Consider the following 12,659-nt stretch of genomic DNA (forward strand, 5'->3'; position numbering starts at 1 on the left):
AATCGCAAGGGACGCTGTTACCCGCGATGACCTTGCCGTGTTGTGAAACCAGAGGAGACGATTCATGCGAATGATCAACCATCACCCCGGGCGTGTTTCCGCTACCCTCTTGGGCCTGCTGCCCTTTCTGTTGATCATGCTCATCTACAGCCTGGCCTCTCAGGAGCGCCTGGCAGACAACCCCAACGACAAACTCCTTCCAGGTCTGGAGCAGATGACCGCGGCCGTGGACCGCATGGCTTTTCAGGAGGACCGTCGCAGCGGCGACTACCTGATGTGGCAGGACACGACCGCCAGTCTGGCGCGCCTTGGAATGGGCGTCGGTATCGCTGCCTCGCTGGCGCTGGTGGTCGGTATTCTAAATGGGGTGCTGCCACTGGTCAGGGCCAACCTTGCTCCTCTGGTTTCTGCCCTTTCCATGGTGCCGCCACTGGCCATACTACCGATTCTCTTCATTGTGTTCGGGCTGGGCGAGCTTTCCAAAGTCATGCTGATCGTGATCGGCACCGCGCCCATCATGATGCGGGATGTGGCCCAGCGGGTTCGCGAGCTCCCGGGCGAGCAGCTGATCAAGATCCAGACCCTGGGCGCAAATTCCTGGCAGGTGATCACCCGCATGGCCCTGCCCCAGGTGCTGCCCCGCCTGATCGACGCCGCGCGCCTGAGCCTTGGCCCCGCCTGGCTGTTCCTGATTGCCGCCGAGGCGATTGCCTCCACCGAAGGCCTCGGCTACCGGATCTTCCTGGTGCGGCGCTACCTGGCCATGGACGTGATCCTGCCCTATGTCATCTGGATCACCATTCTCGCCATTGTTATCGACCAGTGCCTGCGTCTGGCAAACCGCAGGCTGTTCCCCTGGTACAACGCAGGAGGCCACTGATGAGCTTCATTACTGTCAACAATCTCTGGAAGGAATACGGCGATCAGGTGATCCTGGAGAACCTGAACCTGAGCGTGAAACAGGGCGAATTCTGCACCCTCGTTGGCGCCTCCGGGTGTGGCAAGTCCACCTTCCTGAAAATGCTTTTGGGCCAGGAAACCCAGACCCGCGGCGAACTGCTACTGGAGGGCGAGGCCTTCCCCGGCGAGCCGGATCGAAACCGGGGTATCGTATTCCAGCGCTACTCGGTGTTCCCACACCTGACGGTGCGCCAGAACGTGCTGATGGGTCTGGAACTGGAACAGAAACCCTGGCTGGGCAAGCTGTTCGGCGGCGCCCGCAAGGTAGCCCTCGAAAAAGTGGACGCCATGCTGGAGTCGGTGGGCCTGAGCCCATCCGCCAACAAATGGCCCCACGAACTCTCCGGCGGCATGCAGCAGCGGCTCGCGATAGCCCAGTCGCTGATCATGCGGCCACGGGTTCTGCTGCTGGATGAGCCTTTCGGCGCATTGGACCCCGGTATTCGCGGTGACATGCATGACCTGCTGCTGAAACTCTGGCAGGAGACCGGTACCACCATCTTCATGGTGACCCACGATCTGAAGGAAGGTTTTTACCTGGGCACCCGACTGCTGGTGTTCGACAAGGTGCGCAACGATCCCCATGACCCACAGGCATTCGGTGCCACCATCACCTACGACTTGCCGATCGGGCAAACGGATCGAAAACTGTTCGAAGACATTCACCAGTCGGTCAGCGAGACAGCCCGTAATCAGGCCGCCTGATCTAACGGACAGCTCAATAAAAAAGGTCGCCCCAGGGCGACCTTTTTTCACTTTCGCTTGGATCAGTTGCTGGCAACCCGATCCTTCGGCAGCTTGAAGGTCCAGACCATACCGCCCTGGTTGAAGTCCTTCACCACCTTGGCCACTTCGCCACCCCAGAGCGGAACCGCGCCGCCCCAGCCGGACGCCACAGAGACGTACTGCTCGCCGTCCATGGTCCAGGTGATGGGCGTGCCCACGACACCGGAACCGGTGTTGAAGCGGTAGAGCTCTTCTCCGGTCTTGGCATCAAACGCCTTCAGATGGCCCTCGGGTGTACCGGTGAAGACCAGACCACCGGCCGTTGTCATCACGCCACCCCACAGAGGAGCTGTGTTTTCGTAGCGCCATACTTCCTCACCGGTTTTCGGATCCATAGCCCGAAGTACGCCGATGTAGTCATCGTTGGCCGGCTTGATGGTGAACCCTGCACCCAGGAACGCAGCGCCCTTCTTGTAGGAAACAGGCTCGTTCCAGATATCCATGGACCACTCGTTCGAGGGCACATAGAACAGACCGGTCTGCTGGCTGAAGGCCATGGGCATCCAGTTCTTGCCGCCCAGGAAGGCTGGCTGAGCCAGAACCATTTCACCCTTGCCACCTTCCATATCGGCAGGATTGCCCGGGCGCCCGCCTTCGGCGTAAATCGGACGGCCGGTCTTCGGATCCAGGCCCTCTGCCCAGGTGATCTTGTCCACGAACGGGAAGCCACGAATAAAGTCGCCGTTCTCGCGGTTCAGTACGTAGAAGAACCCGTTACGGTCGGCGGTGGCCGCTGCTTTCACGGTTTTACCGTTCTCTTCGTAGTTGAAGGAGATCAGTTCGTTGACACCATCATAGTCCCAGCCATCGTTCGGGGTGGTCTGGAAGTGCCACTTGATGCTGCCGTCGTCCGGATCAATCGCCAGTCGGCTTGAGGAGAACAGGTTGTCGCCGGGGCGCAGGTGCGAGTTCCAGGGCGCCGGGTTACCGGTACCAAAGAACAGGGAATCGGTGTCCGGATCGTAGGTGCCGCCCAGCCAGGTAGCCGCGCCGCCGTTCTTCCACATTTCGCCGGGCCAGGTCACGCCTGCCTTGCCACCGGAAATGCCGTTTTCGATCTTTTTGCCATCCTTGTAGACATAGCCCATATGGCCTTCTACCGTCGGACGGGTCCATACCAGATCACCGGTATTGGCATCGTAGGCTTCCACCTTGCCGACAATACCGAATTCACCACCGGAAACGCCGGTAATGACCTTGCCCTTGATGACCATGGGCGCGGCGGTGATTGCATAACCGGCCTGGTAATCGGCCACCTTCTTGATCCACATCGGCTTACCGGTGTCCTTGTTCAGGGCAACCAGTTTGGCGTCCAGGGTACCGAAGATCACCTTGTCGCCGTATATGGCGGCACCGCGGTTAACCACGTCACAGCAGGGCATGATGCCATCGGGCAGGCGGGCATCGTACTGCCAGATTTCTTCGCCGGTTCTGGCATCGATGGCATAGATGCGGGAGTAGGAGGCGGTGACGTACATGACGCCGTCCTTGATCAGCGGCTGGGATTCCTGGCCACGCATTTTTTCGCTGCCGAAGGAGAAAGCCCAGGCCGGCTGCAGATACTGAACGTTGCTGGTGTTCAGATCTTCCAGAATGCTGTAGCGCTGTCCCTGGGTACCCATGCCATAGCTGACAATGTCTTCAGGGGTCTTGTGATCGTTGATGATGTCTTCGTCGGTTACCGCATGGGCCCCGAAGGAAACTGCCATGGCCAGGGCGCTGGCCGCAATGCGAATCCCGAACTTGTTGGTTCTCATGGTTGCGCTCTCCAAGTCTCTTGTTTTCAGTTCTCTTGAGTTCGTTTCAGGCCGAACCGGGAACTTTTCCCGCCTCTGATACGATTCTTCGCTTTGTGGAAAAAACCAACAATTGCTCGCCGGAACAGGTTTTCTCATCACTTGGTAGTACGACTACACCCGATCTTCCGGCCCCGGCGTTCGGGGCAAACCGTCAGAGATCCCCTTCGGCCCTGGCGATAGCCTGCTCATCCAGGAATTCCCGGTAATAACCCGGCACGCTGTATCGGAGTTTCTGGCTGGCCATCAGCTCGTTCATCTCGCCGGTCTTCACCAGACTGTCGATGATGGCTTCAAGTGCATAGCCCAGCTGGCGATGGGTGTGTTTGATCGCCATACCCACATCCCATACCTGTTTGCCGATACCCGGAAACCCATTACCAGCGGTTTCGAACAAGGCGTTCTCGGATTTGGCCAGTTCGTGATCGATCTCCGAGCGCATACCCATCACGGCACTTACTTCACCCTTGCGCATGGCCTCGAACGCGTCCGCCACATTGGTGTAATGGCGAACCTGCTCCCGCATGCGGCCCCCGAACGCGGAAGTCAGATAAAAATCAGGCAAGGTATCTATCTCGACGCCAATACGGTTGTATTGAAAAACCGCCACGGTCTCGACGCTGTCGAGCTTTTCGGGGTTGTAGGCAATCTGCCAGGTTTCCTGCTGATACGGGCCGAACAGAACGACCTGTTCGTTGATGTATTCGCCGGTGGAATCCTGCATGTAGGCGTAGGTCTTGTCGTAGGGCACCCGAAGCATCACATCAGCAAGCCGCTGTTTGGCCAGGTAGTGCCCTTTCCAGACGTTGTTACGCAAGTCGTCTCCGAGATTCTCGTCGGGGATGATCCAGTGCACCTTGAACTCAACGCCCATTTCCTCGGCAATCCGCCGCCCGAGTTCGATGTCGATACCCATTGGCTCACCATCAACCTCGTAGGAATAAGGCGGGAAATTCTCATAGACACCGACCTTCAGGTAGCCGGAATCCAGGATGATGTCGTAGGTGCGCTCCGCAGGCCGGTTGAGCAATTCGTTCCCGTCGTTAACCTCCTGGGCCAGGACCACCTGGGCGAACAGCAACAGGGCAAGTATTCCAAGTAGACTTTTCATTGTTTTCTCCCACCTTTTCTCCCAACGACGAAGGGCCGGCACAGGGCCGACCCGAATTCAGGCGCTCGTTTTGACAGTAGCCGCGCTCATCACTCTGGCTTGGGCAGGGATTCCACATAGGTGCGGATTGCCCACATGGCGTTCTGGTCCATGCTCTTTTTCCAGGACGGCATTCCGCGATCGGTACCGTTCATAACGCGTCCGATGTAGTACTCGTCATCCCACTCGGTCAGTTCGCGAAGATCCGGCGTGAGACCGCCGGACATCGCCCGAATGCCATGGCACGCGGCGCAGTTGCCAGCGTAGGCACTCTCGCCGATTTTCGCGGCCTGGGCGTTGAACTCGCCGAATTCATTGCCCTCGCGGAAGGGGTTCTCGATGCGCACCTCATCGCCCAGCTCCGGCAGATTGCCCGTATCCACTTCCTGTGGTGTGACATTGCCATGCGCGATAGCGAAGCCGGCCAGGCCAAACATGGCCGAAGCCACGATTGCTTTGAGTGAAAAGGACATTGCCATTGGTCTTACCTCTGTTATTGGATTCCCCGTGGTTGGCTATTGGATTTGTCAGTTGCCAACTTACTGATCACCAGTCTAGGAATCCCGCTGTCCAATCCGAATGCCACTTTGGGGGTTTTGGTTTAGTTCCTTGGTAGTAGATTTTTGGTCTCCGAGAGGAAATCTCATCCTTTGGTACTGCCTGATTCCTACTTTCTGAATATTTCCGGGCCTCTCCCCCTTCCATAAGCTGGAAGCACAACAACAAACCGGAGAACCCCATGTCTTTTCTGTCCCGGACAGCGGCCACTTCACTGATCACCATGGCAGTAGCATGCCCGCTGCAGGCGGAATCCCTGGACGTTCGGATTGGCTACCTGCAGTGGGTTCCGGACCAGGGACCGGTGCTGTCCAACGTCATTCCCGAGCCGGACGATGCCGGCCTTCGGGGAGCCGAACTGGCCATCAACGACAACAGCACCACCGGCAAGTTTCTGGGCCAGACCTACTCACTCCAAAGCAACATTGCCAATACCGAAGAAGCGACCATCGCGGCCTTTGATTCAATGCGCGAGAACGGCCTGGAGCTGTTCGTGGTAAATGCGCCGGCCTCGACGCTGAAAGCTCTCACCGAGAAGGCCGGAGACACTACGCTGATCTTCAATGCCGGCGCCAAGGACGATGCCCTGCGCACCGGCCAGTGCCACGTGAACCTGCTGCACACCATGCCCAGTTATTCGATGCTCACCGATGCCCTCGGCCAGTGGCTGAACCAGCGACGCTGGGATGAGGTTTTCCTGATTACCGGGCCGACCGAAGCCGACAAGGGCTGGGCCGATGCCTTCCGCCGTTCGGCCAAGCGCTTCGGGCTGGCGATTGTCGAAGACAAGCCCTGGACCTTTGACGCCGACCTGCGCCGCACCGCCTCTAAAGAGCTGCCGCTGTTCACCCAGGCCAGCGATTATGACGCGGTGGTGGTTGCCGATGTGCGGGGCGATTTTGGCGAGTATGTGCCGTTCAACACCTGGCTGCCGCGACCGGTGGTGGGTACCCAGGGCATGTCACCCGTTACCTGGCATCGGGTGGTGGAGAGCTGGGGCGCCGCCCAGCTCCAGAATCGTTTTCGCGAGCTGGCCGGCAGGGACATGAACAGCGAGGACTACGCCGCCTGGACAGCCGTTCGCTCCATCGGTACCGCCATAACCGACCTGAACTCCGCCAATCCCGCCGAGATCCGGAATTACCTGTTCAGTGACAAGTTCCAACTGGCTGCGTTCAAGGGCCGTAAGCTCACCTTCCGCGACTGGAATGGCCAGCTGAGACAACCGATTCCGCTGGTTCATCCCCGAGGACTGGTGGCACGCGCGCCCTTTGAAGGCTTTCTCCACCCCAATAGCCAGATGGACACCCTGGGTTTCGACCGGCCAGAAAGCGAGTGCCGGATCAACGGCTAACCCGATACCGTCTTACCGGTTACAACAAAAAGGAGCTACACCATGAAAACCCTGATCAAGCGCGCTGCCCTGGCCACGATGATTGGTCTGTCGACACCGACCCTGGCCAGCGTGGCCTATGTATCCAACGAGAAGGACAACACCCTGTCGGTGATCGATACCGAAACGCAGAAAGTGATTGAAACCATCGACGTCGGCCAGCGGCCCCGAGGCATCCTGCTCTCCAAGGACTACACCAAGCTCTACATCTGCGCCAGCGACGATGACACGGTTCAGGTGCTGGATCTGGCTACCCGCAAGATCGTCGACACCCTGCCTTCCGGTGAAGATCCGGAACAATTCGCGCTGCATCCGAATAACAAGCACCTGTACATCGCCAACGAGGACGACGCCATCGTGACCGTGGTGGATGTGGATACCAAGGACGTACTGGCCCAGATCGATGTCGGCATTGAGCCCGAGGGGATGGCTGTGAGTCCGGACGGCAAGTGGGCGGTGAACACCTCCGAAACCACCAGCATGCTGCACTGGATCAACACCGAGACTTTCGAGATCGAGAAGAACATTGTGGTCGGCCAGCGCCCGCGCCACGTGGAGTTCAGCAAGGACAGCAAGATCGCCTGGGCCTCCGCGGAAATTGGCGGCACCGTGCACATCATCGATGTCGACAACCTGGAACAGATCCACGAGATGTCCTTCAAAGTGCCCGGTGTGAATCAGGATCGGGTCCAGCCGGTAGGTATTGAGCTGACGTCTGACGGCAAGTACGCGTTTGTGGCACTTGGCCCCTCAAATCATGTGGCGGTAGTCGATGCAAAAACCTATGAAGTTCTGGATTACCTGCTGGTGGGTGCGCGCGTCTGGCAGCTGGATCTCGACAAGGACGAGACGCATCTGTACACCACCAACGGCGTTTCTGGGGACGTGTCCGTGATCAACCTGGAGGACATGAAGGTCATTAAATCCATCAAGGTGGGCCGCTACCCCTGGGGTGTGGTCATTGATCCGACATCATGACCATCGAAGCCAGTAACCTCAGCTTTCGCTATGGCGACAAGCCGGTGCTCCGGGAGGTCAGCTTTGCGCTGACCTCTGGCCGTTTTCACGCCCTGCTCGGGCCCAACGGCGCCGGCAAATCAACCCTGTTTGGTTTGCTTACCCGCCTGCTGGCCCTCCAGCAGGGCGATATTCTATTGGGTGGCCAATCACTGAAAAAACAGCCGGCGGAGGCCATGCGCCGGATCGGCGTGGTGTTCCAGCAGAATGCCCTGGATCTGGACCTGACGGTGCGGCAGAACCTGCAATACCACGCGGCGCTACACGGCTTGTCCCGCAAAGAAGCCCGTACCCGCGGTGACCGGGAACTGGAACGCTTCAACTTGCTGGACCGGGCCAACGATGCCGTCCGCCAGCTCAACGGCGGTCACCGCCGGCGCGTGGAAATAGCAAGGGCGCTTCTTCACAACCCTTCCCTGTTGTTACTGGACGAGCCGACCGTGGGCCTGGACGTAACAAGCCGCAAAGGGCTCAACGAGCACGTGCGTACCCTGTGCGAAGAAGACGGCCTGACCGTACTCTGGGCTACTCACCTGATCGAAGAAGTCCGTACAGACGACCGGGTGCTGATCCTTCACCAGGGCCAGTTACTGGCCGACGGCAACGGCCAGACCATCTGCGAGGCCGAAGGCACCCGGGATCTGGCCGAAACTTTCCATTCTCTGACCGGAGCCGGCTGATGTGAACGCAGCACACTACTGGCACTGTTTTGTGGGCATCCAGACCCGGGAGTGGCTGCGGTTCTGGCAGCAGCGCACCCGCTTTGCCAGCGCCCTGGTGCGGCCACTACTCTGGCTGGTGGTGTTCGCCGCCGGGTTCCGGGCAGTGCTGGGCATTTCCATCATCCCGCCTTACGAGACCTATATCAGCTACGAGACCTACATCGCTCCGGGCTTGTGCGGCATGATCATCCTGTTCAACAGCATGCAGGGCGCCCTGTCCATGGTGTACGACCGGGAGCTGGGCAGCATGCGGGTGCTACTGATGAGTCCCCTGCCCCGTCCCTTCCTTCTGGTAACCAAACTACTGGCGATGGGCGTGGTGTCTATCGGTCAGGTGTATGTATTCCTGCTGCTCGCACTGCTGGTGGACGTGGAGCCACCACTGTGGGGCTACCTGGCCGTGCTGCCAGCGTTGATTCTCACCAGCCTGATGCTCGGCGCGTTGGGGCTATTAATCGCCACCTGGATCAAACAGCTGGAGAACTTCGCCGGGGTGATGAACTTTGTCATCTTCCCGATGTTCTTCATGTCCTCGGCGCTCTATCCGCTCTGGCGCATGAACGAGGCCAGTCCTTGGCTGTACTGGATCTGCCAGTTCAATCCGTTCACCCATGCGGTGGAGGCAATCCGGTTTTCGCTGTACCTGGAGTGGAATCCGATGGCATACGGAATTACTGCAGGTGTCACCGTGGTTCTGGCATTGTTTGCCACAGCCGGCTTCCGGCCTCAGAGGACCAAGATACTTGGGACCTCCAAGCCTGCCTGATCCGGAGGAAGGCAGACACCGTGCAGACCTCGTAGGTCGGATTAGCAAAGCGTAATCCGACAGACTGCGGGCCCCCTCGATCAACCTAACAGCCCGTCAAATCCAAACCGCGAAGCCTTCCAAGCAACCCATCAACCACTCCGGGTGCACCAATCGGATCATCCCACTGCAATCGGGCGGGCTTTCCATCCAGGTACCACAGACGGTTTGCCAGTATTTCTGCATCCCCACCATCATGGGTAACGCAGATCATCGCCATATTCGGATGCGAATCCAGAATCTCGGCAATCAGTGCTTTGAGCTCACCCGCCATCACAGGGTCCAGTGACGCAAACGGCTCGTCCAGCAGCAGCAAGTCCGGCTTCACCGCCAGGCAGCGGGCCAGTGCCGCCCTTCTGGCCATACCGAGGGAGAGTTGATCGGGGAAGTAGTGTCCGTAGCCAGACAGCCCAACCTGCACCAACAGTTTCTCGGCTTCCTCATCACTGGCACCAACGAGGCATAGATTCGCGTTCAACGTTCGCCATGGCAGCAGGCGATGTTCCTGAAACAGATAACCCACCCGGAGTTTGCCGCGACCAATAACCGCCTCGTCTGGCACCGATTTATCGAGACCGGAAATCGCATTCAGCAGGGTGGTCTTGCCGATACCCGAGGGGCCCAGCAGGCAGATGCGATCGCCTCGTTCTATGGTTGCGGAAATCTCTCCCAGGACTGGCTGACCGAATTCGCGGCCCGCGATTCTGAGCTCAAGCATGGGCGGCCTCCGGCTGACGCCAGCGGCTGGATCGACGCTCGAGGGGCTGCAGGATGGCCAGCTCGATCAGCTGGACGACGGCAATAAACGCCAGGCTGTAAGCCAGAATGGCGGCCACGTCGAACACCTGAAACGCCATATGCAGTTGGAAGCCGACGCCGCTTGAGCGGCCCAGCAGTTCCACCACAAGGACGATCTTCCAGATCAGGGCGAGACCACCCCGGGTGGCCGCCATGAGATAGGGAAATAGCTGGGGCACCCAGACTTCCCGCAACCGTTGCCATCGGGTGAACTCGTAGACGGTGGCCATTTCCTCGAGGCGGTAGTCGAGGCTGCGGGCGCCTTCGCGCACCGTCACCGCGACGTTGGGCACTTTGTTGATCACTACCGCCATCACGGCGGCTACTTCCACCAGGCCGAACCAGACATACATGAGGATGATGGTGACTAGGGCCGGCAAGTTCAGCAACAGCACCAGCAAGGGATCGAACAGGGCATTGGTGGTTTGTGAACGTCCCATCACAATGCCGACGGCCGTGCCAATGGCCATTGCCAGAACAAATGCGACCACCACACGGGCCAGGGTCGCCCCCAGGTGATGCCAGAGCTCGCCGGACGCCGATTCCCGAACCAGGGCATCCAGTACGCTCACCGGCGTTGGTAACAGAGGCGACTGAAGCAGCCACGCCGTCAGCGCCCAGAGCACGACAAACGAGGGCAGAACTATCCAATAGCTCCAGAGCGGCGGGCGGCCGGGAGGGCCTTTCACGGTTGGCTCCGGTAAAACAGATTGGCGGGCATCAGGCGGTCCGGATCGGCACCTGTGAGGGTCATCAAACGCTGCAGATCTTCAATACGCTTGTCTGTTTGTGGAGCAGGTGTGCCGGCAACAAAGCCCTCTCGCAAGGCCGTGAAGACGCCATCTTCAGGATTACCCATCAGGGGACGCAAGCGTTGCCAGGGTGATTCACTGTCCGCCAACTCGGCTTTAGCCTCTTGAAGGGAGGCCGCGAAACCATCTATCAACGATCGATGATCGGTCGCCCATTTCGCAGGGAAGACATAACCCAGCACCGGCAGGTTCCGATCCAGATTCAGTTCCGTGAGCAGGTCAGCCATGCTGAAGGCCGACCGCCAGCGGCCCTCACCCCGGAGCCGGGCCGCGAAATGCCAGTAGGTGACGATCACGTCGACCTGTCCCCGCTTGAGAGCCTGGCTGAGCAGCGGCGGAGCAGCGAACTGGATCTCTGCGGATTCCTCCAGGTTGATGCCCTGCCGCTCTGCGACTTTCTGGAGCAGTATCCAGCCTTTGCTGTCCGGCCCGCCGGCAACGCCGATGCGTTTGTCCGCCAGATCTGCCACCGAGCGGATCGGGGAGGCCTCGGCGACAACGATATCACCGATCTGGGATGAAAACGGCACATAGAGGTAGGGCACTCCTGCCTGGAACCGGGACTGCGCCCACAGCAGATCGGCCACTGCGCCATTCACCGAACCGCTGGTGACCGCGAGCCTGGAAGCCGGCAGGTTGGCCACGGGTTTCAGGTCCAGCCGATAGTCATTCTCCCGATCCAAGCCCCGGTGCAGGATATGGTCAAGCTCCCAGTGGGCAGTGCCGAACTGCAACACACTGACAGACAGCACGGGCACCTCAGGCGCTCCTTCCCGGGCATGAACACTGCCTGCGAGACTACAGAGAAGACATAACAGGGCGGCCATTCCCTTTTTGAACCAGAGATCGGCGAGAAAGCATTGGGAAACAGGCGTTATTATTGGTTGTAGGCTCATTGCTCCACGATACGAAGCCCACAGCCCGGCAAGAATAGTACTTTGGTGCCTGTTTTTTGGTGCGATGGTCGCATTCACCTCGAGACCGGGATGGCGTGTAATGAAACCATCACAATAATAAACAGAGGATCGGAGCCGACCCCGGTGATTCTCTGCACAGGAGGCCGCCATGCTGAACGAGCTCGATGCCGCACTCTCTTCCGAAAACCGTTATCATGATTCGGAAGCCATTCCCGACACTGAAAACAAACAGGTAGACCCATCCATGGAGCCGGCTTACAAGATTCTGATTGCCGACGACCATCCTCTGTTCCGCGAGGCTATCAGCAGCGTTATCGCCTCTGGCTTTGAGGGCAGCGAGATCATCGAAACCGACGATCTGGACAGCGCTCTCGAAATTACCCGCGAGAACGACGACCTGGACCTGATTCTGCTGGACCTGAACATGCCCGGCATGCATGGTCTTAACGGCCTGATCACGCTGCGCAATGAAGCCCCGACCATCCCCGTGGTGATTGTCTCTGCCGAGGAAGACAAACAGGTGGTACTGCAGGCTATTACCTACGGCGCCTGCGGATTCATTACCAAGTCCTCGCCCCGGGCCCAGATGACCGAAGCCATCCAGCAGATCCTGAACGGCAATGTCTACCTGCCTTCGGACATCATCCGAACCGGCAAGGAAAGCAATACCCGTCGTAGTCGCAATGAAGACAATCCGATTTCACCGGAGCTGCTCAACTCACTGACCCGCCGCCAACTGCTGGTGTTGGAGCGCATGTCCAAGGGCGAATCCAACAAGCAAATTGCCTATAACCTGAATATCGCCGAGACCACAGTGAAGGCCCATGTATCTGCGATCCTTCGCAAGCTCGGGGTACACAACCGGGTGCAGGCGATTCTGTCCGCCAGTGATGTGGATTTCAGTCAGTATTTGAAGCGGTAAAATAGCGTGTTTGTCGGATTACG

Annotated in this window: 13 protein-coding genes; 7 read left to right on the forward strand and 6 right to left on the reverse strand. The window is 58.9% G+C overall.

The window, feature by feature from the left end:
- Positions 1-64: 64 nt before the first annotated feature.
- Entirely contained in the window at positions 65-880 is an 816-nt protein-coding gene (locus ACWJ62_RS19525; RefSeq protein ID WP_449287659.1) for an ABC transporter permease, read from the forward strand.
- On the forward strand, positions 880-1,665 hold the full coding sequence (locus tag ACWJ62_RS19530) for an ABC transporter ATP-binding protein (RefSeq protein WP_014578369.1): 786 nt from the start codon (positions 880-882) through the stop codon (positions 1,663-1,665). The genes ACWJ62_RS19525 and ACWJ62_RS19530 overlap by 1 nt, the downstream gene beginning before the upstream one ends.
- A gap of 62 nt (positions 1,666-1,727) precedes the next feature.
- Here ACWJ62_RS19530 and ACWJ62_RS19535 read toward each other — a convergent pair whose 3' ends face one another.
- From ACWJ62_RS19535 to pedF, 3 genes are all read right to left on the reverse strand, one after another.
- The gene (locus tag ACWJ62_RS19535) at positions 1,728-3,503 is read right to left on the reverse strand and encodes a PQQ-dependent methanol/ethanol family dehydrogenase (protein WP_449287660.1); all 1,776 of its coding nucleotides are present in this window, start codon (positions 3,501-3,503) and stop codon (positions 1,728-1,730) included.
- A 193-nt stretch (positions 3,504-3,696) separates the two neighbouring features.
- Positions 3,697-4,653 carry a substrate-binding periplasmic protein gene (locus ACWJ62_RS19540; RefSeq protein WP_449287661.1) on the reverse strand — a complete coding sequence of 319 codons (957 nt, stop codon included), beginning with the start codon at positions 4,651-4,653 and terminating at the stop codon, positions 3,697-3,699.
- Positions 4,654-4,742: 89 nt separating this feature from the next.
- Positions 4,743-5,171, reverse strand: coding sequence for a cytochrome c-550 PedF (gene pedF, locus ACWJ62_RS19545; RefSeq protein ID WP_053113110.1), 429 nt, complete (start codon positions 5,169-5,171; stop codon positions 4,743-4,745).
- 260 nt (positions 5,172-5,431) lie between these two features.
- Here pedF and ACWJ62_RS19550 point away from each other — a divergent pair, with 260 nt between their 5' ends.
- Genes ACWJ62_RS19550 through ACWJ62_RS19565 form a run of 4 tightly spaced genes read left to right on the forward strand, consistent with a single transcriptional unit; the run spans position 5,432 to position 9,148 of the window.
- Positions 5,432-6,604 (forward strand): ABC transporter substrate-binding protein, encoded by a 1,173-nt coding sequence (locus tag ACWJ62_RS19550; RefSeq protein WP_449287662.1) that lies wholly within the window; start codon positions 5,432-5,434, stop codon positions 6,602-6,604.
- Between the two features lie 42 nt (positions 6,605-6,646).
- Positions 6,647-7,621: a YVTN family beta-propeller repeat protein gene (locus ACWJ62_RS19555; RefSeq protein WP_449287663.1), complete on the forward strand. Its 975-nt coding sequence runs from the start codon at positions 6,647-6,649 to the stop codon at positions 7,619-7,621.
- A complete protein-coding gene (locus tag ACWJ62_RS19560) occupies positions 7,618-8,340 on the forward strand; it encodes an ABC transporter ATP-binding protein (RefSeq protein WP_449287664.1) in 723 nt (240 codons plus the stop codon). The genes ACWJ62_RS19555 and ACWJ62_RS19560 overlap by 4 nt, the downstream gene beginning before the upstream one ends.
- 1 nt (position 8,341) lies before the next feature.
- On the forward strand, positions 8,342-9,148 hold the full coding sequence (locus ACWJ62_RS19565; protein WP_449287665.1) for an ABC transporter permease: 807 nt from the start codon (positions 8,342-8,344) through the stop codon (positions 9,146-9,148).
- Between the two features lie 85 nt (positions 9,149-9,233).
- Here ACWJ62_RS19565 and ACWJ62_RS19570 read toward each other — a convergent pair whose 3' ends face one another.
- The 3 genes from ACWJ62_RS19570 to ACWJ62_RS19580 are packed head-to-tail and all read right to left on the reverse strand — an operon-like array spanning position 9,234 to position 11,555.
- Positions 9,234-9,905, reverse strand: coding sequence for an ABC transporter ATP-binding protein (locus ACWJ62_RS19570; protein WP_449287666.1), 672 nt, complete (start codon positions 9,903-9,905; stop codon positions 9,234-9,236).
- The gene (locus ACWJ62_RS19575; RefSeq protein WP_449287667.1) at positions 9,898-10,674 is read right to left on the reverse strand and encodes an ABC transporter permease; all 777 of its coding nucleotides are present in this window, start codon (positions 10,672-10,674) and stop codon (positions 9,898-9,900) included. The genes ACWJ62_RS19570 and ACWJ62_RS19575 overlap by 8 nt, the downstream gene beginning before the upstream one ends.
- Positions 10,671-11,555, reverse strand: a complete 885-nt coding sequence (locus ACWJ62_RS19580) for an ABC transporter substrate-binding protein (protein WP_449287668.1) — start codon at positions 11,553-11,555, stop codon at positions 10,671-10,673. Before ACWJ62_RS19580 ends, ACWJ62_RS19575 begins: the two co-directional genes overlap by 4 nt.
- Positions 11,556-11,958: 403 nt before the next feature.
- Between ACWJ62_RS19580 and ACWJ62_RS19585 the strand changes: the two genes are divergently transcribed.
- Positions 11,959-12,636 (forward strand): response regulator, encoded by a 678-nt coding sequence (locus tag ACWJ62_RS19585; RefSeq protein WP_449287699.1) that lies wholly within the window; start codon positions 11,959-11,961, stop codon positions 12,634-12,636.
- The last annotated feature ends 23 nt before the right edge of the window (positions 12,637-12,659 follow it).

This window comes from Marinobacter sp. PE14, from assembly GCF_053566155.1.